Raw genomic sequence first — 17,940 nt, 5'->3', positions numbered from 1 at the left:
TTAATAACTCAGTTTACCTGAATTCGATATAAAAGTATAACTTTTGTCTTTTCTTATCCTTATATTCTTAATCCTAGAACAAAGAACTAATTTTAGTATCTAATTCAGAAATACATCGAGATTTATAAAGACAATAATTCACTCCTAAATTAATTAAATATTTTTTTATTTTCTATTATTAATGGTAATAGTGTCATATAGAGATATATTCAAATTGAGAATATTTATGAATTGTTTGGATTATATTTAATTGTTTTTCTATGAAATGGAAAGAAAAATAAACTAAAATTGAATAAGGATTTTTTGAAAATAAAATCAAGCTGAAAATCTTTATTTTCTATTAATAAAAGATTCTATTTTTTGCGGTAAGTTAACTATTAACTGTGTCAATGTAATTCTTATTATCATTATTTTTTACAATTTTTTATTACTAGAATAGACTTTTTCGATAGCCGCTTTTACTTCTTGTAATCAAATGGTTTCCCCTTTTATTTCTATTTGCAAATTATGGGTTAACTTAATTTTAATAATTTCTCTCCATAGTTGCGGTCACCAAAGGTGGGACTACGCAAATCGCAACTTCATAACCAGTATGGATTAAAGTTTCTAAAGTATAACTAATGGACAACACTAAGAGATTTGCGAATAAGAAACTCTATTTCTTCTTTTCCAAACTCTTTAGCTAGTTTTAGTATTTTTTGTATAAAGATAAACGTCAATCATCAATTATCAATCAGGAGACTTAAGCCACTGCGTAAGCCACTTTCAAAGCCCAGATAATTAAAGCGGCAATACTACCTAGAATAATGACCGCAGACACCGCCACAACTATGGGTTTATCTGCCCCGTCAAATTTCATAATGCCACGATTTAAGTCAGACATAGGAAAATATTATTTTTAATTTAAAAATTGCCTACCTTATACATTAACTTAAAACCAATCTCACGGTTCAAATATGAGAAAAATGTCAATATTCTTAACTATCTTGGGGAAGTTAGGGGATGGGGGGATGAGGGAGATAAGGTTTCAGGTTTCAGGTGTTTAGGGGAATAATGAGTAATGAGTAACGAGTAATTATCAACTATTCACCATTCACTATTCACTATTCACTATTTCCTGTCTTAACCAGAAAACTTAAATGCACTCCTAATTTAGTTAAGATTCAAATGTTCACAGGCTTTATCGGTGACAACCCTACCCCTTGGAGTTCGATTAAGAAAACCTATCTGTAATAAATAAGGTTCATATACTTCCTCAATGGTTTTTGAGTCTTCCCCCGTAGCGGCTGCGATCGCATCTAGTCCAACAGGACCTCGGTTAAACTGTTCAATCATAGTAGTCAGAATTAATCTATCAGTCCAATCTAATCCCAAACCATCCACATTATGTAAATCTAGAGCTTCACAAGCTAGAGTTTGATTTATCGCCTTTTCTCCCTTCACTTGAACATAATCTCTTACTCTTCTTAGTAAACGGTTAGCTATACGGGGTGTACCTCTCGAACGACTAGCAATTGCGATCGCACCTTGTTCATCGATAGTCAAATTAAGGATTTGAGCAGAGCGTAACACAATTTCTTTTAACTCATCAATGTGGTAAAATTGTAGTCTTTGGATTAAACCGAAGCGATCGCGCAAAGGAGAAGTTAAAGAACCGATTTTCGTTGTTGCCCCAATCAGAGTAAAAGGAGCAAGGGGAATACTGCGAATTTTTGCCCCCTGCCCTTTCCCGATGGTAATATCTAAACGTCCATCCTCCATCGCTGGATATAGCAACTCCTCTGTAACACGATTCAGCCGATGGATCTCATCAATAAACAATATATCTCCCTTTTTAAGACTCACCAGTAAGCCTGTAATATCCCTAGGACGTTCAAGAGCAGGAGCTGCGGTAATCTTGCAATTTACCCCCATTTCCCCCGCTAAAATTAAAGACATGGTAGTTTTGCCTAACCCCGGAGGACCATAAAGTAAAATATGATCCAAAGGTTCATTTCTTTGTTTTGCCGCCTGAATGGCAATGGACATAACTTCCTTTAAGTCTTTTTGTCCGATATAATCAGCAAAGCGGTGAGGACGAATTTTGTCATCACTTTCTAAGACATCCTCAACTATTTCCGTCGGTAAAAGAATCTCTTTATCTTCATTCTGTGGTGTGTTAAAAGGTTTTTTCTTTAATTGTCTTTGTTTAGGTAGTTGATTATTCTTATCTGAAGATGATGATCTTTTTATAGCCATTGATGTTTTAATCTAAATTGTTGATGGTTTCTCTGGACTTCTTCCCGAAGTCAAGCAACAGGCAACAGTAGTAAAATTAGTTTTAAACTGCACTAATTTTATCTTAATTCTTATCCCTTATGGAAGTTGCGAATTATTGCTGAGTTAACAAAGGAAGATTCTGATAAATTGCTTATTTCCACAGTTTATTGGGATTTTAAATTAGCTAATTAATTAACGGAAAGTATGCAGGTCATTTTTTTGATTCTGCATATTTTTTCTCACCTCTCCTGATATGTAAGTAACGATTAAATTATCTTAATTTTTTAATACACCTAATTATTAAGCTGATAGTTTAAACATAATTGATCGACAAACAAAAAAATAGGCATTAAAAATCATGACAACACCATCAAGAAAAGGATTATCTCGTTTTATCACTACTGAAGCTATTCCTCCTGAATATAAAGATAGTTACGAAAAAATTTGGGATGCTGTGAGACAGGCTTTTAATACTCCTCGCCCTGAAAGTGTAGGTTATTGGCGTTATCCATTATTTTTACAAGTTGGCGATCGCCGTAAAGAGCCTGATATTTTAATAATTGATCGAGAATGGGGAATTATTACTATTGAAGTTTGTCTAGCAACTATTGAACAAATTAGTTGGCTTGATGGAAATAATATCAATTTCTATGAACAACAATTAATCGATAATTTTAAAATAAATAATATTTCTAAATACGTTCAAGTCTTGCGGAAATATTGTGATTTAGAACCGATAAAAAACCAAGAATCAAACATTAACAATAAAGTCATTGGCAAAACTTTAATAGCCTTTCCTTATATTAGCACAGATCAATGGCAATCAAGAGGATGGCAGGGAATAGAAGAAGGTAGCCCTTTTATTTTTAACAATCAATTAGGGGAAGTTGGCTTAAAAAAACGTATTGAAAAAGCTAATCATATTATTGAAGGTGAATCATTAAATGAGCAACAATATAAGTCACTTTTGAGTGTTATTAGTGGCACATCAATTTTAAGAAAACAATTACCAAATATTAACTCCCATCAAGGAAAAACTCGTTATAACATCTTAGCAGAAGCCCAAAAATTAATGTATGAATGGGATGTTAAGCAAGAATGGGCTAGTAAATCAGTTCCTCCCGGCCCGCAACGAGTCAGAGGTATAGCAGGTTCAGGTAAAACAGTTTTATTCAGTCAAAAAGCAGTTATCACCCATTTAAAACATCCTGATTGGAAAGTCGCTTTTGTCTTTTTTACCCGTAGTTTATATCTGTACTTTAGACTAAATAAAAAGGAAATCAGGATACAAGAGACTTTTAAAGAAAATAGAGAGACAATAAAAATAACCACAAATTTGATTCTCTCTCTATGAACAAATATAGCAGACTTCAACAATTTCGTTTTGACACTCATCAAATGTTGGTCAAAAGTAAGGATGCCGCTTTTCAGTTAATGGATAGTATCATGGCTACTGAAAATGCTCGTAGTCTGGCAGAATTTTCTTTGTCCCCCTTTTTTCACCGCCAATGGTCTAGTACATATGAAGCAATAGAAGATTGTCGTCCTAATGGCAACAAATTTATGAGAAGATATATTCAAGAAATTCCCATTTTAGAATATTTTTTATTTGGCATCGACCATACTCGGTGGGAATTTGAAGATAGTCCCACCATGAAAGACAGAACTTATCAATATTCTCATTGCTCTGTCCACTCATCAGTAATAGGACAAGGGTATAGTACCATTGCATGGTTGCCCCAATTAGATCATCAAGGTAGTTGGACATTACCTTTAAGACATGAAAGAATTACATCCTTTGAAACTCCTTTAAATAAGGCAACGTGGCAACTCAAACAAGTTTGTCAAAAATTACCATCCAACATCCCCAAATTAGTGGTCTTAGATTGCGAGTATGGGAACGCTACTTTCCTTAAACAAACGGCAAATGTTAAGGTGAGCAAACTAATTCGAGTTCGTTCTAATCTCTGTTTTTATGGAAATCCTGAGCCTTATAGTGGTAGAGGAAGACCAAAAAAACATGGTGACAAATGGAAGTTAAATGAGTCTGATAATTTCCCCTGTGCGGATGAAGTCTTGGAAATGGAAGATCCATCTTTGGGACAAATACGAGTCAGTAAATGGACACAACTCCATTTTTACAACGCACCATTACAAACACTGACTTTATTGAAAATTGAACGATTAAACCCAAAAAAAACGGGAAGTAAACATCGCCCACTATGGTTAATCTGGGTAGGAGAGGAGTTTTTATCATTAGAAAAGATTTGGAGCCAATACAGTAGAAGGTTTGGTGTAGATCATTGGTATCGTTTTGCCAAACAGAGATTGCATTGGACTTTACCCAATTTTCGCACTCCAATCCAATGTCAAAGATGGAGTGATTTAATTGTTAATATTACTTGGCAATTATGGCTTTCAAAGGATTTAGTCCAAGAACACCATTTACCATGGCAAAAACCACAAGAGAATTTAACCCCTCAAAGGGTAGCTCGGTCAATGATTTCATTATTGATGGAGATTGGAAGTCCGACCCAAACTCCCAAAAGTCGGGGAAAATCCAATGGTTGGCAAAAAGGGAGAAAAAGAAATAAAGCAAAAGTTTATCCCACCATCAAAAAACGGCAATCCAAAAGTAAAAAAAGGCGAAAAACGTAACTTTTAAGAAATAACTAACTCAATTTATTTTCTCTGAGGGCTAATTTTTATTAGCTTACTTATTGCCGTGCAATATTTTCTTAGTCTAAAGTACAGTTATATGATCAAATAGAAAAATTATTCGAGTTATGGATAGAACGTTTTACTAATGGGGAAGTAACCTTTAAAAATGATAGTAATTCTAATTTAAGAGTGCTTCATGCTTGGGGTGCAAAAGAAAGAGATGGCTTATATGGTGAATTATGTAAAGAATTTAACATCACAAAATTATTACCACAAAATACAGGGCAAGGAAATCCTAATCATAGTTTAGCTTATGGATGTCGAGATTTTTTAACCAAAAAACCTCAATTTCATCCTATATTTGATGCTCTAATTATTGATGAAGGACAAGATTTAGTAACGGGAAATGATAATTTAAAATTTATCGTTGATGATGAAAAAAAAGAAGCTATTTACTGGTTAGCTTATCAGTCTTTAAAATCCGTTGACGAAAATGATCCTACTCAAAAACGTTTAATTTGGGCTTATGATGAGTCTCAAACTATCCACTCTCCAAATGCGATCGCACCTAACGCAGAAGTTATATTTGGAAAAAAATTAAGTCAAATATTGGGGGGTGAAAGTGGAGGTATTTATTCAGGAAATATCCGTAAAGCCTATGATATGGAAAGGTGTTATCGTACCCCAGGCAATATTCTCACGACTGCTTATGCTTTGGGTACGGGATTATTGAGAGAAGGTGATATTATTCATCCAAGGCGGATGCGGAAAAAAGACTTACAAGCTATTGGTTTCGAGGTTAAAGGTGATTTTAGAAGTACAACTAAACCTATTACTATCACTCGCCCAAAAGAAAACTCACCTAATTCTATACCTGATTTATGGCAGGATTCAGTAATCGAATTTAATACTTATAATTCCCGTGAAGAAGAACTTTTTGCCTTAGTAGATAAAATTAAGTTTAACTTAGAACAAGATCAATTAAAATCAAGTCGTAATATTTTAGTTATTGCTTTAGGGTACACTACACCTCCCTTATATACGGGTAACAAATTAGAAGAAACTATTGCTAACTTTTTAGTAAAAGAAGGAATTAATATTTATATTCCCAGTGCGCCCAATACTAACCAAATTAAGTTTAATTGGCAAGTTAGTAATCCCGATCGATTTTGGCATAACGATGCGATAACCGTATCAAGGATCGATCGCACTAAAGGCAATGAGGCGGATATGGTTTATATTGTTGGCTTAGATCATATCGCAGAAAATGAAAGTGATCCGAAATTGCGAAATCAGTTATTTGTCGCTTTAACTCGCTCTCGTGGATGGGTTAATATGAGCGGTATTGGGGATTATCCTTTTTATGAAGAAGTTAGAAAAGTGATGGAACAAAAGGACACTTTTATTTTTACTATTAAAGGTGTTACTCCCCCCGAAGATGCCAACGATGATTTAACAGAAGAAGAAGAAAACGAACTTTAATTTTATAAAAAAAACTTTCTGGTGGGCATTGCCCACCTTACAAAATTAAATGTAGGAGAACCTAAAATTATGTGTAAATTATCGATCGAACTTGTACCGCAAACTTGTTGGTTTTCTAATGTCAGAGATCATGTGGACAAAAAAACATGGGATCTACTCCGAAAAGATACCTATAAAAAAGCCAATTATAAATGCGAAATTTGTGGAGGAATTGGAGAAAAACATCCCGTAGAATGCCACGAAATTTGGCACTATGACGATGAAAAATACATTCAAACACTAATGGGATTAACTGCCCTTTGTCCAAGTTGTCATCAAGTCAAACATATAGGATTAGCAAGAGTTAGAGGAAAAGAAGCAGAAGCAAAAAAACATTTAGCTAAAGTTAATAATTGGTCAACCTTACAAGTAGAAAATTATCTCGCAAAAGTTTGGTCTCAATGGACACAAAGAAGTCAATTTAACTGGAAATTAGATCTTTCTTGGTTAGAAGAAAATTTTAATATTAAAGTAACTGAAAAAAGATAATTAAGTCAAGGATTCCAAAATTCTATATCACCAAAAAAACCCAAATCTTTATAATCAATAGTCCAAATTTTACCCTGATATTTTTTAGCAATTACTATTACCGAAGCATCTTCTAAAGTACCTCCCCAATGGGAAAAATTCAACACTAAATCCGATATACTCACAAAATCTGATTCAGAGATAGTCACAATTACTGTTTCCTTCTGAATAACACTTAATAATTTCTGTGCTATCTTCGGTGATTCATTGCGAGATACAAACTTATAAACTTCAAATAATATGGGTAAAGGAGTTAAAACTTCCCCAAAAAGAAGGGAAATTTGGCTAAAACCGAGTTTAGCTTCACTATGATAGTTATCTCTTTCAGATACTAACGCTATTAATGGTCCTGCATCTAATACTAATCGTTTCATTAGCGGTTATTTATATTTGTAGAGGCATCCTTCGGCGCATTTTTAACTATTCCTGCTAACTTTAATAACCCTTCACCATTACGAGGGCGTAACTTTTCTTTTAATGCCATTTGTACTACGCTAGAGGGATTTTCTTGAGGATGCTGTTTTAAATAATTAGTTAATTCTTCCCATAATTCATCGGGTATATATAAAGTTTTTTTCATGATAATTATGTGTAAGTATGACTAATATCATACTAGCTTATTTTTCATCTTTTTAATAACTGGGTATTCATATATTTGTCTATGTTGATATTATCTTCAAGAGAGAATATGATCAGATTTTCCATACGGTTTTCTATCACATCAATACCAGCAATATACTCAGCATAAAAGTAATTATGCAAAAACTCTTCATTCAATAGTCTATTATGACTTTTGCCATATATTCTAGCGACATGATGTATTGTATATCTGGGTGAGCATATACTCGAAAATAGGGAAATGATGTCGTAGGTTAAACTATCATATTCATAGTAATATCCAGTTAACATCGCTACAAGACCATCACAAAATTGTTGAAAAGTAGATACATGAGTTAGGGGTACTATTGATTCAGCTACCTCATGAACGATACCTACACCTTCTTTCCTATTAGAATAGTATGAATATATCAGATATTTGAGAGACGGAAAATATTGATTTTTGTCAAATGTTTAGTATAGGGTGAATCGTTCTGGAATCTGTACTCCTAATATTGCATTGAAAGTCTGGTAGTTGTATGGAAACATTATTTTCTGTAGTCATGTACCATGAAATTATTGATATACTTTAATAGCTTTAGTTTGTCCTCAAAATCTAATGCCTTGATAATAGTATATTCGGTTTGGTTACTTTCTTTCTTCGGAGTCAAATAATATGTTTAACAGTTCATACTTTTTTGTTAAATAATCTGCATAAATTACAAATTATTCCCTGATATATAAGTAGCAGAAAAATCAGAGAGTAAAAATTATGGATACTTGGAAACAACTCAAATCCACTTATAGAAAAGCCTACCATCAAATTACCACTGAAAAACCCCATGAAGATGAACAAAAATATAAAACCTTTGCTTCTTGCGTTGCTATACTATGTCATGATAACGTCAAATACTCTCTGCGCGATCGCCTCTCCTATTTAACTAAATTATTAGACTTATCAGGAGGACCTACAGTCAGAGAACACGCCTGTATTCAGTCTGCCTATGCCATTGGTGATGCGGTAGAAATTAAACATCATGGAATGACAAGCTATGCTTTAGACGAGAGATTTCCCCTGCCCGGTACATGGGATTATCAAAAAGCCTATAATTTCTCTATTCCCCATATCTTCGGCAAAATAATGCCTATTCATATAAAAGTGTGGTTAGAAGAAAATTGTTTTGATGACTCTCCCGAAGACATCCTAGAAATTCAAACACTCTTAGAAACTTCATCCGATTACCAGTATTAAAAGCACATAATTTTCTAATTTTTCACTGATATATAAGTGGAAGATAAAGTTATGAAAAAATCAACTATGGATAATATCAAAGAAATTAGAGACTATCTTTATAACGAATTGTGCAACCTTGAATCTAAAGACAAACATAATCGAGACTTAATGAGGAGAAAAATTAATCAACTTAATTTACTGTTAGAAATGTTAGACAATTTTGAAGAAGAATTAACCCGATACGAATTGATGAACAATACCCAACTTAAATTAAATCATATTGAAACGCAGGAGTATCCCTTATAAAAAATATGAAGCAAATATTCAATTTATTTTACATGATTACTTTTATCTATAGTATAAGTTTTTCCGCTTATTTAGGTTGGTGGATTTTGCGTGATTGGAAGGCTTTAGAGTATTCTCATAATGTCGAAAAAAATTATGATGTCTCTATACATCACCGAATCAATTTAGTGGCAGAAGGCACTGGATTTTTATTATTAAACTGTCTTACTGCTATGAGTGTTATTGGCTTAAATATTAATAATCGAAAAAAAGGTTAATTATCTTTTATATATATAATCAAAAAACATTATTATACTATGTTTTAAATAGTATATTTTAGCTAAATGAAACAAATATTTAATGTATTTTATCTAATTGCTTTTATTTATAGTATCAGTCTTTCTGCTTATGTCGGTTGGTGGATTTTGCGTGATTGGAAGGCTTTAGATTATTCTCATAATGTTGAAAAAAATTATGACATCTCTATACATCACCGAATCAATTTAGCTGGAGAAGCCCCTGTCTTTTTATTGTTAAATTGTCTTACTGCCATGAGTGTAATTGGGTTAAATATTAACAATCGTCAAGACTCTTAATCTATTTTTATCATTTTGTAGGGGTTTAATATTATTCACTGGTGTCAACTTAGGCAGTAAGCAAAAATAAATTTTACACTTTAAGAAGCGCTTACACTTTCAACTTGTACCAAAGCACGATCGCACCCTGAATATTATCTCTGATTATCAAAAAATCGGCGAAATTGATAAAGCGAAGGAATAATTAATCATTTTCTTGAATTAAGTTGAATTTCAATAATTATTACTACTATATTAAACTACTAATTTTTTGCTTAACTTTTAATAATTGAATCTCAATTTCTTTGCCTTTCTCTTGTTGGTTAGTGTTGTTTTTTTGCAATTCATTTTTTGTCAAATTAATATCCCATAATAGTTCATCATAAAATTTAATGGATTCAGCAATACTAACCTGATAATCATTTCTTATTTCTATGGCTAAATCATGGTAATTTTGACGACATTGATTTCTAGCTTCTTTTAATCTTTGCTCATATTTTCTTTCTTCATCTTTTTCTTTCTCATTCATACATATATCAACAGCAAAGCCTAATACTGCAAAAATAGGAGCAATTCCTCGAATATTTTTAGCCATTTTAAACGCACCCCAAGGTTTAAATTTTACCCCTAAATTTTTACCCACATTATAGACAACATCTCTTGTCGCTTTGGATGCAAAATTACCCATAAAATTAAAGGCGTTACCAGCATATTTCCCATAATTATAATTACTATTTGACCCATTAAAATTATAGTCTTGAGTTTTTTTCTTTTCTCTAAATTCAACTTCTACTTTTTGCCCTAAAAGGGATTGTCCTAGTTGTTGCAACTCATTTTCTAAATTATTTAACTCTGATTTAAGGTCATTATTTATCTCTGTAATTATTTTCTCTATTGATAAATTAATTTGTTGTTGAGCATTAGTAATTTCTTGATTAATTTCATCTTCATTGTAACATCCATCGATTTTATTGGCTACTTTATCACCAATCATCATTATCTCATGTTCAAGCTGATTTAAAGCAGAATTGTAAATATTTTTAGCTCTAATTTGAGAGGCTTCTATAATATTTTTTTCCCTTCTTAATAACTCTAATAAATAAGCAATAGAGTCATCATCTGTTACTAATAAATTATAGCTTTTTTCTAATAAGTCCACTAATTTATGTAAGGGAGTGATTAATTTTGCTGTTAGTTTATTTTTATCGATTAATATTTGTAAAGAGTTTAAAAAATCATTAAAATTAGATTCTTCAATCAAGTATTTTTTTTCATCCTCATCATTTTCGTAACGGGCTTGTAAATAGGAATCAGCATCAATAAAACAAGTATAAAAATCTTGATAATGATGAGGGTTAATTACGGTAGAAATAGTTTTTAAAAGTTCGCTTTTTTCTCCTGTTTCACGACTCATTTTATTAATAACTAATATCATTTGTCCGACTCTTTGCATATCATTTGCTACTTTTTTAAAGAAGTCTCCTCCTTGAGGGTTAAAAAGCTCATTAGGTACAACAAATACTAATAAATCTGAGTCAGAAATTTTCTTTAAAGTAATGTCATCATGATCATTTCTTCCTGCATAAATTCCGGGAGTATCAATTAATAAAACCTCATTCCATTGATATTCAGTTACTTTATCGGTGCAAATTTCAGGGCTAATAAGAATAGCAGAATTTCCAGTTAAGGATTTAATTAAAGTTGATTTTCCTGCGTTATATTGTCCAATAAAAGAGATGGTTAATTTAGGTTGTTTTTGATGTTCTAACCAAAAGCTATTAAAATCATCAATTAACATTTTTATTTGTGGTTCAGTGCATGAATTTATCATACTTAAACTAGATAAAACTAGCTCTTTAATAGCATTAGATTCACAGGTAAATGAAAAGTTAAACATAAATTTTTTATCCTGATTTTTTAGTTAGAGTATTTGGACATTTTTAGAAAAGTTAAGAGTTAGAGATTCCTTCGCTATCCCTCGAAATGAAATAAAATCTTTTCCATTGCGTAAATTATCATTTATTTAATTAGATATTTTTTTTAGCTGATTGTTGCAAGATTAAATATTTATCTGTCTCTAATCGATTAAAAATATCTTTGATACGAACTTTAATGGTTAAAAGTTCATTATTGATAGAGTATAATTCTTGACGAGACAAAGAAAAAGAAGATAAAATATCTTGTTCAATATCTTTAAACTGGGTTTCAATTTTTTTGTGAATATCTCCAATAAGATTTATTTGTTGTCTATCAATATCTTGAATTAAGTCATTTTTTAACTTATCTTTTTTCTGCTGAAACTCTTTTTTATCTTGATGTTTTAAACCTCCTGAAAATAATCCTGCAACAATACTTACTCCAGTAGTAACCCATCCTGCCACAACAACCCAACCGGCTGGATTCCACCAATTAGCGGCAACAAAAGCCACCGCACCAATACCACTAAATAATAAACCTAAATTTTTAACAAAGTCTCCAAATCCTGCTTTATAAAAATTTTCAAATTGATAATAAAATTCTATATGTTCTGTATCATATTTATACTCTCTTTCAAATTCTATAAATTTTGCTTTTAATTCCTTTCCATATTTTTCAAAAAGTATCTTAATAGATTTGTTTAATTTAGCACTAAATTCTTTCTCTATTTTTTTTAATATTTTTTCTGCATTTTGATTTCCTAGAGAATCGTCTATAAAAACAAGTATTTCTTGTTTAAATCGTCTAAATAGTTGTTTAATTTCATTATCAACATCTCTTTTACTATCATTTATTTGTTGAAAAAATATTCTTTTAATTTCTTGTTCTTTACTTTGAAAAAAGTTAATTTTATCAGCTATATTTTTCTCAATAAAATCTAATTGTTTTCTTATGTCGTTAATTAATACTTTTGTGCCTTCAAAAAAAGTAGAAGCTCGTCTTTCATTCCCATTTTTATAAACATCTTCAGCGATGATAGAATAAACTTTATCTAGTTTACTTAATTGCCATAATTCGGTTTTATATTCTTGATATTCTGATTGATTACTCAAAAATCCAGCCCTTGCATGAATATCAATAATTGTCACTTCTTCAATGGTTAAATGTTGTTTAACATAAGTCTTAATATGGTTATGATGTCCTGATAATCTTTCTTCGTCAAAGGTTTTTTCAGGTTTAGCTAAAAATCGTTTTATCTGGGTTTCATTTTCCAGTTTTCCTTTGACATTTAATAAGACAATAAAAGGTTTTTCAATGTGACTTAACCTTCCCATTTGTTCAAATTCTGACGGTTGTACAGAGTCATCGCTAGTAAGAAATAATACCATATCCGCTTCGTTGATCGATTTATTGGCTTTTTCGGTGTCTTCTTCTCCTTCGTAGGCATCAATACCCGGAGTATCAATTAATCGTAGATGATTCCATCGATATTCTTGGACATCTCTGGTGGTGCGTTGCCCTCCTTTGCCGATCGTGCTACCATCACCATTAGTTAAGGCTTCTCGAATAGTGCTTTTTCCTGCCCTTGTGCGTCCAAATAAGGCTATACTATAATCTTGGAGGTGTGTTTTCTTAATAGCTAAAGATTCATTTAATTGTTGTAAATCTTGGGTTAAAATATTGTCTATCAGTTGAGTTATATAATTAAATAGTTTTTTAATTTCTCTGTGCTTATGGTTAGAATTACTGTAATTCTTTTTATTGATATTATTCTTAAAACTAGCTAAAATGTTGGCTAACTCTTGACTATATTTTAAGTTAATATTGTAAGATTTGATCGCAATTTCTTGACAAGATTCTAAAGCAAGTTCAAAGTCTGAAGGTTTACCTTCTTTTTTAATAGATTTTGATATTAATATTTCTTTATTGTTATTATTTGTTTTAACTTTAATAGCTAATTGCTCTAAAATATTTGTTTGTTTTTCTCGATTTTTTGCATTAATAAAATTGTTAATATCTTGACGCAACAAATCAACTCCTCGAATATCTATTTGAGGACTATTTTCTGTAGGATTATAACCTCTTGTACAAGTTAAATAAATTTGATCTACATTGAGATAATTTGCCCATTGAGAAACTGTGTAATTTATCCAATCAGAAAAGCAGTTATCCCATTTATCCATACCATTTAAAACAACAAAGACATTAGATTTATAGATACTTAGTTTTTGAAAAATGTATTTGTGTCCATACACTGGATAACCGTCAATAACCAGAATTACTAAGTCTATATCATTGATTATATTTATAATTTTATGATTTTCAAAATATTCATCATGAATAGGAGGAGTATCAATTAAATAAACATCATCATTAAAAAATTTTTGAATCACAAAATCTTTTGTTAGGTGAGTTTGTATTCCTACTTTACTGACTTGTAAGGCTTGTCTGCGACTTAATTGTAACAAGGCATTCATTAACGAACTTTTGCCTGTGTTAGCCCTTCCCATGATGGCGATATTAAAACTTTGGGATAAATCGATATTGTTTAGCATATTTAGCATATTGGAAACTCCATTGATAAGTAAAAATACTTAATTTAAGGTTCGATCGAAGCGAAATATATTTTCTCTCTCTCTATAGTTATCAGTCTCATTTTTCTGATTTATGCAAAATTTACTTAGTGAAATTGAGAAAAAAGATAATTAACTACTTAAAATCCTTAAACAAATATTCTTGAGACGATGTTTAAGCCATTGGAAAATCTGTATATTTACGAGTTTCAGGATCATGAAAAGCTAACATAACATAATATGGTCTTTTCTTAACACCGAATATATTACTCTCAATTTGCATAATTTTTCGATTCTTTCCTGATATGTAAATAGGCAAACATCACCCATAACTAAACATAACTAAAATATGGAAATAACTTTAAACAAAGCTAATAAGCTACTTAATAAGTTTAAATCCGAGCGCAAAAATTTACGAGCAGTGTTTAACCGTGTGCGTTACTACCATGAAGACGAAAAAGTTGAAGCCATTACCTCCGTTGAAGTGAGTTTAGCTAACCTTACTCCCAGAGTAGCCGATGAAATCCAAAGAATGATCAATACTTATCGCAATCAACTGCAAGAATGTTTGGATATTGAAGCGGATTTTTTCAAACTCAAAGAGGCTATTTTTGTTAATAATCAACGCACGGGCATTTCTGAAAAGCTAAGTCAAATTGAGTTTTTAACCTCGAAAGTGGGCTTATATGATGATTTGATTAACGAGAAGAAACGCAATAAAAGGGTTACTTTAACCGTTGAAGATATTAACTATGAGTTATTACGGGAAAACTTATCAGGGCAGGATGGTTCGGGAAAATTGTATATTCAAGTATTTGATGTTGACAGATTAGCTCAAGAGCGTCAAGAGGCAATTACTCAAATGAACCAAGCGGAGGATGAAATTGCTAGGATTAACAATAATACTACTATTAACATTGATTTTACCCTTGCCAGTCGTCGCTTATTGGGTTTAGATTAAATTTGCCAAAAATTTTTTCCAGAAATTTGCATAATTTTTAATTTCTCTCCTGATATATAAATGGAGGTAAAATTCGTCTCTTGGCTACTCGGTTAGCCATTAAGTACATTTTATGTACATCCGAAGTGCATTGACCATAACAATAACATTACCTTAGACGTACCTAGCTGTCTGCCCTTAAACTGTTGTTGGTTGTTGTCTTGGCGACAGTAATCTGTTTACCTGATTTAAGTTCGTTGTTACCCTTAATGTGTTCAAAGTCAATGCACTATTAACAAGGGAGTGAGAGTATTTTATTATTCTTACTCTCTTTCAATTTTAATCCTATGAAAATTCGATCTAACTTTCATTTTATGCTGATAACATAACTTTTTTTACCACTTTCAAGGATTTTCCTGCGGATTTGGCTTATATTGTTAATGAGGATAAATCGGAAAAAGTTGTGTTGAGCGATCTCGGAGAGATCCGCATTGCGGCACGCCTCTTTAGTATCATTAGAGAAAATGGGTAGTGAAGAAAGACAGAAATTACTAATATTATTAAGTATTTATGAAGTAAGAAATATTGCTAATAACAGAGAAGAAGAAAAAACAATTACCCAAACAATCCGGAATATTAAATATAATGTTGTTAAAAATAAAGTTTCTACACTTTATCAAGAAAAGTAATATCAATTAGTTAAAAAAGCTATTCATTGGTTTATTTCTTATTTTAATTAGTGGATTTCTAAACAAGCTAAAAAATAACTGTCAAAACAAAAATACTTTTAATATGTCTATTGTTTCACACATTTTAATCGGTTGCCCCAGTAGCGGAAAATCAACTCTAGCTAATCATATAATTAAACAATATTCTAATTATCAAATTATCTCCACTGATAACATTAGACAACAACTTTTTGGAGACGAAAATATACAGGGTGATTGGCAGTTAATTGAAACGGAAATATTTAAACAAATTGACAGTTATATTCAAGCAGAAAAACCAATTATTTATGATGCCACTAACGCTAAAAGATGGTGGCGAATTTCTCTGTTAGAAAAGTTAGCAAAATATGAAAATGCTAACTGGATTGGTTGGTATTTAAAAACCCCTTTAAATGTTTGTTTAGAATGGAATCAAGAGCGAAAACGTCAAGTACCAGATGATGTTATAACTAATTTATATCAATCCCTAAGAAATTTTCCACCTCTTCCTGCGGAAGGTTTTTTAGCTGTTTATAACATACCTTTTAAAGAAGGTAAATTAGAAATTAATCAATTCAATGATAAAGTTTCAAAATTAAATCGAGTACAAGTCAATCGCACCAATCGCACTGCCAATAGTAAAATACAATTTCATCCTTATTCAAGATTACTAGACTTCGATCGCATCTTCCACTTAATTAGCCTTATAATTAAATATCCCAATCTTGGCAACCTCTCAGAATCCAATCCTGAATTAATCAGAGAAATCTTTGGAGATGAGATTAAATTTAACAGTGAAATAGAAGAAATTTGTGGCTTTTTAACAAAATATTATGACAAAATTTATGCTCAACCAGAAGCCATTAAACAAGACTTAATCTGGCTGGAAAAAATGGGTATTATTAATCAACAAAATTATGAACCATTACCAGATATTGAAATAGTAAATATTGACGATTTAGTAACCCATCCTTACTCAGATATTGAACCATTTACCAGACTAATAAAAACCATTCATTTTATCATCTATCATCCTCTAACTTATAAAGATAAAGAAGGATGTTTGCAAAGTTTAATTGAAGCCATGCAACAAGAAAAAGTTATTAATATTAATTGTGGAGATAGTATTCGTAAAGATATAGAAAAAGTTTTAAAACCCTTTGGCATTTTCCCCGATTTTACCATGAAAAAAGGCTATTTTATCGGCACAGGAATTTTATCTCAAACAGATTTAATCAAGGTATTTCGCTTATTAGAAGCCCAAGCTAATAGTTTATCAGATCCTGTCGCTTTATCAGTCTATGAAACCTTTAAAAGTCGTTTAGGAAATGCTAAAATCGCTCACTCTGAAAGTTACCCTGTCAGGGCAATTTATAATAAAAATATTGTTGATTTAAACAGTCTTCCTAATGATTCTTTAGCCAAAAAAATTGATGTCTTAGAAGATGCGATCGCCTCTGGAGAATTATTAGAATTAAATCGCTTTTTAGGCAGTGCCGAATTTTATAAAGATGACTCTCAATATAATCAAACAGAGGATAATAGTTATTTTCTAATTTATCCATTACAAATAGTTTTTCATAACATTGGATGGTATTTAGGTTATGAATATGCAGAAGGAGTAAATAAAGGATTATTTAAGTTTGAAAGATTAGATAGATTATTTTTATGTAGAAAGACTCATCAATCAAGGGAAATGAAACAACAAATAAACGCCTTAAATAAATTACAAAAACTATATCAAGCTAGCGGAGGAATCTTCCTTGGAAATAACGTCAAATTGCAAAAACAATATCTCGATACTAAACAAAAAAGCAAAGCTGAAATAACTATGGAATTATGGTTTAATAATCATATTTTTAAGTTTATCAGTGAAGGTACAAATCGCTTCCCTTTACAACAAATGAAAATGTCAGCCCGTCTTCATAAAAATCATGAAACAAATCCTCTTTTTACCCTAAAAAAAACAGAAGATAAAAACTTTCCTAATCGTTTTCAAGTAAAATTACCGATATGGTCATTAGAAGACATTGATTTATTACGGTGGATTGTTGGTTTTGGTGGACAAGTTAAGGTAATTAATCCCCCCGAATTAGTAAATAAAGTTAAACAAATAGGGGAGGCTATTGCTCTTTTATATTAA

At 31.4% G+C, this 17,940-nt stretch carries 17 protein-coding genes; 11 read left to right on the top strand and 6 right to left on the bottom strand.

The genetic code is table 11. From position 1 onward, the window contains the following. Nucleotides 1-742: 742 nt before the first annotated feature. Together CYAN10605_RS18850 and ruvB are read right to left on the bottom strand one after the other, a co-directional pair. Nucleotides 743-883 carry a hypothetical protein gene (locus tag CYAN10605_RS18850; protein WP_015219695.1) on the bottom strand — a complete coding sequence of 47 codons (141 nt, stop codon included), beginning with the start codon at nucleotides 881-883 and terminating at the stop codon, nucleotides 743-745. 269 nt (nucleotides 884-1,152) lie between these two features. Beyond that, the gene (ruvB, locus tag CYAN10605_RS09320; RefSeq protein ID WP_015219694.1) at nucleotides 1,153-2,238 is read right to left on the bottom strand and encodes a Holliday junction branch migration DNA helicase RuvB; all 1,086 of its coding nucleotides are present in this window, start codon (nucleotides 2,236-2,238) and stop codon (nucleotides 1,153-1,155) included. Nucleotides 2,239-2,617: 379 nt separating this feature from the next. On the opposite strand from ruvB, the gene CYAN10605_RS09315 reads away from it, so the two are divergent. The 4 genes from CYAN10605_RS09315 to CYAN10605_RS09300 all read left to right on the top strand — a co-directional run bounded on the left by CYAN10605_RS09315 (nucleotide 2,618) and on the right by CYAN10605_RS09300 (nucleotide 6,930). Beyond that, on the top strand, nucleotides 2,618-3,613 hold the full coding sequence (locus CYAN10605_RS09315) for a DEAD/DEAH box helicase (RefSeq protein ID WP_051018120.1): 996 nt from the start codon (nucleotides 2,618-2,620) through the stop codon (nucleotides 3,611-3,613). Beyond that, nucleotides 3,610-4,917, top strand: a complete 1,308-nt coding sequence (locus CYAN10605_RS09310; RefSeq protein ID WP_015219693.1) for an NF041680 family putative transposase — start codon at nucleotides 3,610-3,612, stop codon at nucleotides 4,915-4,917. The genes CYAN10605_RS09315 and CYAN10605_RS09310 overlap by 4 nt, the downstream gene beginning before the upstream one ends. A 192-nt stretch (nucleotides 4,918-5,109) precedes the next feature. After that, the gene (locus CYAN10605_RS09305; protein WP_051018118.1) at nucleotides 5,110-6,402 is read left to right on the top strand and encodes a DEAD/DEAH box helicase; all 1,293 of its coding nucleotides are present in this window, start codon (nucleotides 5,110-5,112) and stop codon (nucleotides 6,400-6,402) included. Between the two features lie 69 nt (nucleotides 6,403-6,471). Further along, nucleotides 6,472-6,930: a hypothetical protein gene (locus CYAN10605_RS09300; protein ID WP_041922780.1), complete on the top strand. Its 459-nt coding sequence runs from the start codon at nucleotides 6,472-6,474 to the stop codon at nucleotides 6,928-6,930. Between the two features lie 5 nt (nucleotides 6,931-6,935). On the opposite strand, the gene CYAN10605_RS09295 is transcribed toward CYAN10605_RS09300, so the two are convergent. Next, nucleotides 6,936-7,343, bottom strand: a complete 408-nt coding sequence (locus CYAN10605_RS09295) for a type II toxin-antitoxin system VapC family toxin (RefSeq protein WP_015219691.1) — start codon at nucleotides 7,341-7,343, stop codon at nucleotides 6,936-6,938. Continuing rightward, nucleotides 7,343-7,549, bottom strand: a complete 207-nt coding sequence (locus tag CYAN10605_RS09290) for a hypothetical protein (RefSeq protein ID WP_015219690.1) — start codon at nucleotides 7,547-7,549, stop codon at nucleotides 7,343-7,345. The genes CYAN10605_RS09295 and CYAN10605_RS09290 overlap by 1 nt, the downstream gene beginning before the upstream one ends. Before the next feature lie 789 nt (nucleotides 7,550-8,338). On the opposite strand from CYAN10605_RS09290, the gene CYAN10605_RS09285 reads away from it, so the two are divergent. The 4 genes from CYAN10605_RS09285 (at nucleotide 8,339) to CYAN10605_RS09270 (ending at nucleotide 9,681) form a co-directional block, all read left to right on the top strand. Further along, the gene (locus tag CYAN10605_RS09285; protein ID WP_015219688.1) at nucleotides 8,339-8,818 is read left to right on the top strand and encodes a hypothetical protein; all 480 of its coding nucleotides are present in this window, start codon (nucleotides 8,339-8,341) and stop codon (nucleotides 8,816-8,818) included. A gap of 51 nt (nucleotides 8,819-8,869) precedes the next feature. Next, complete coding sequence (locus CYAN10605_RS09280; RefSeq protein WP_015219687.1) at nucleotides 8,870-9,106, top strand: hypothetical protein; 237 nt, start codon at nucleotides 8,870-8,872, stop codon at nucleotides 9,104-9,106. Nucleotides 9,107-9,111: 5 nt separating this feature from the next. Continuing rightward, on the top strand, nucleotides 9,112-9,363 hold the full coding sequence (locus CYAN10605_RS09275) for a hypothetical protein (RefSeq protein WP_015219686.1): 252 nt from the start codon (nucleotides 9,112-9,114) through the stop codon (nucleotides 9,361-9,363). A 66-nt stretch (nucleotides 9,364-9,429) separates the two neighbouring features. Continuing rightward, nucleotides 9,430-9,681, top strand: a complete 252-nt coding sequence (locus CYAN10605_RS09270; protein ID WP_015219685.1) for a hypothetical protein — start codon at nucleotides 9,430-9,432, stop codon at nucleotides 9,679-9,681. 229 nt (nucleotides 9,682-9,910) lie between these two features. Here CYAN10605_RS09270 and CYAN10605_RS09265 read toward each other — a convergent pair whose 3' ends face one another. Then, nucleotides 9,911-11,557 (bottom strand): GTPase, encoded by a 1,647-nt coding sequence (locus tag CYAN10605_RS09265; RefSeq protein ID WP_015219684.1) that lies wholly within the window; start codon nucleotides 11,555-11,557, stop codon nucleotides 9,911-9,913. Between the two features lie 130 nt (nucleotides 11,558-11,687). Beyond that, nucleotides 11,688-14,132: a GTPase gene (locus tag CYAN10605_RS09260; RefSeq protein WP_041922466.1), complete on the bottom strand. Its 2,445-nt coding sequence runs from the start codon at nucleotides 14,130-14,132 to the stop codon at nucleotides 11,688-11,690. A gap of 367 nt (nucleotides 14,133-14,499) precedes the next feature. Here CYAN10605_RS09260 and CYAN10605_RS09255 point away from each other — a divergent pair, with 367 nt between their 5' ends. The 3 genes from CYAN10605_RS09255 (at nucleotide 14,500) to CYAN10605_RS09250 (ending at nucleotide 17,940) form a co-directional block, all read left to right on the top strand. Next, nucleotides 14,500-15,111 carry a hypothetical protein gene (locus CYAN10605_RS09255; protein WP_015219681.1) on the top strand — a complete coding sequence of 204 codons (612 nt, stop codon included), beginning with the start codon at nucleotides 14,500-14,502 and terminating at the stop codon, nucleotides 15,109-15,111. Nucleotides 15,112-15,581: 470 nt separating this feature from the next. Further along, nucleotides 15,582-15,779 carry a hypothetical protein gene (locus CYAN10605_RS18565; RefSeq protein ID WP_133117779.1) on the top strand — a complete coding sequence of 66 codons (198 nt, stop codon included), beginning with the start codon at nucleotides 15,582-15,584 and terminating at the stop codon, nucleotides 15,777-15,779. Between the two features lie 103 nt (nucleotides 15,780-15,882). Next, on the top strand, nucleotides 15,883-17,940 hold the full coding sequence (locus CYAN10605_RS09250; RefSeq protein WP_015219680.1) for an AAA family ATPase: 2,058 nt from the start codon (nucleotides 15,883-15,885) through the stop codon (nucleotides 17,938-17,940).

Source organism: Cyanobacterium aponinum PCC 10605 (assembly GCF_000317675.1).
Taxonomy (GTDB): domain Bacteria; phylum Cyanobacteriota; class Cyanobacteriia; order Cyanobacteriales; family Cyanobacteriaceae; genus PCC-10605.
This window is presented reverse-complemented; position numbering and strand designations above follow the sequence as displayed.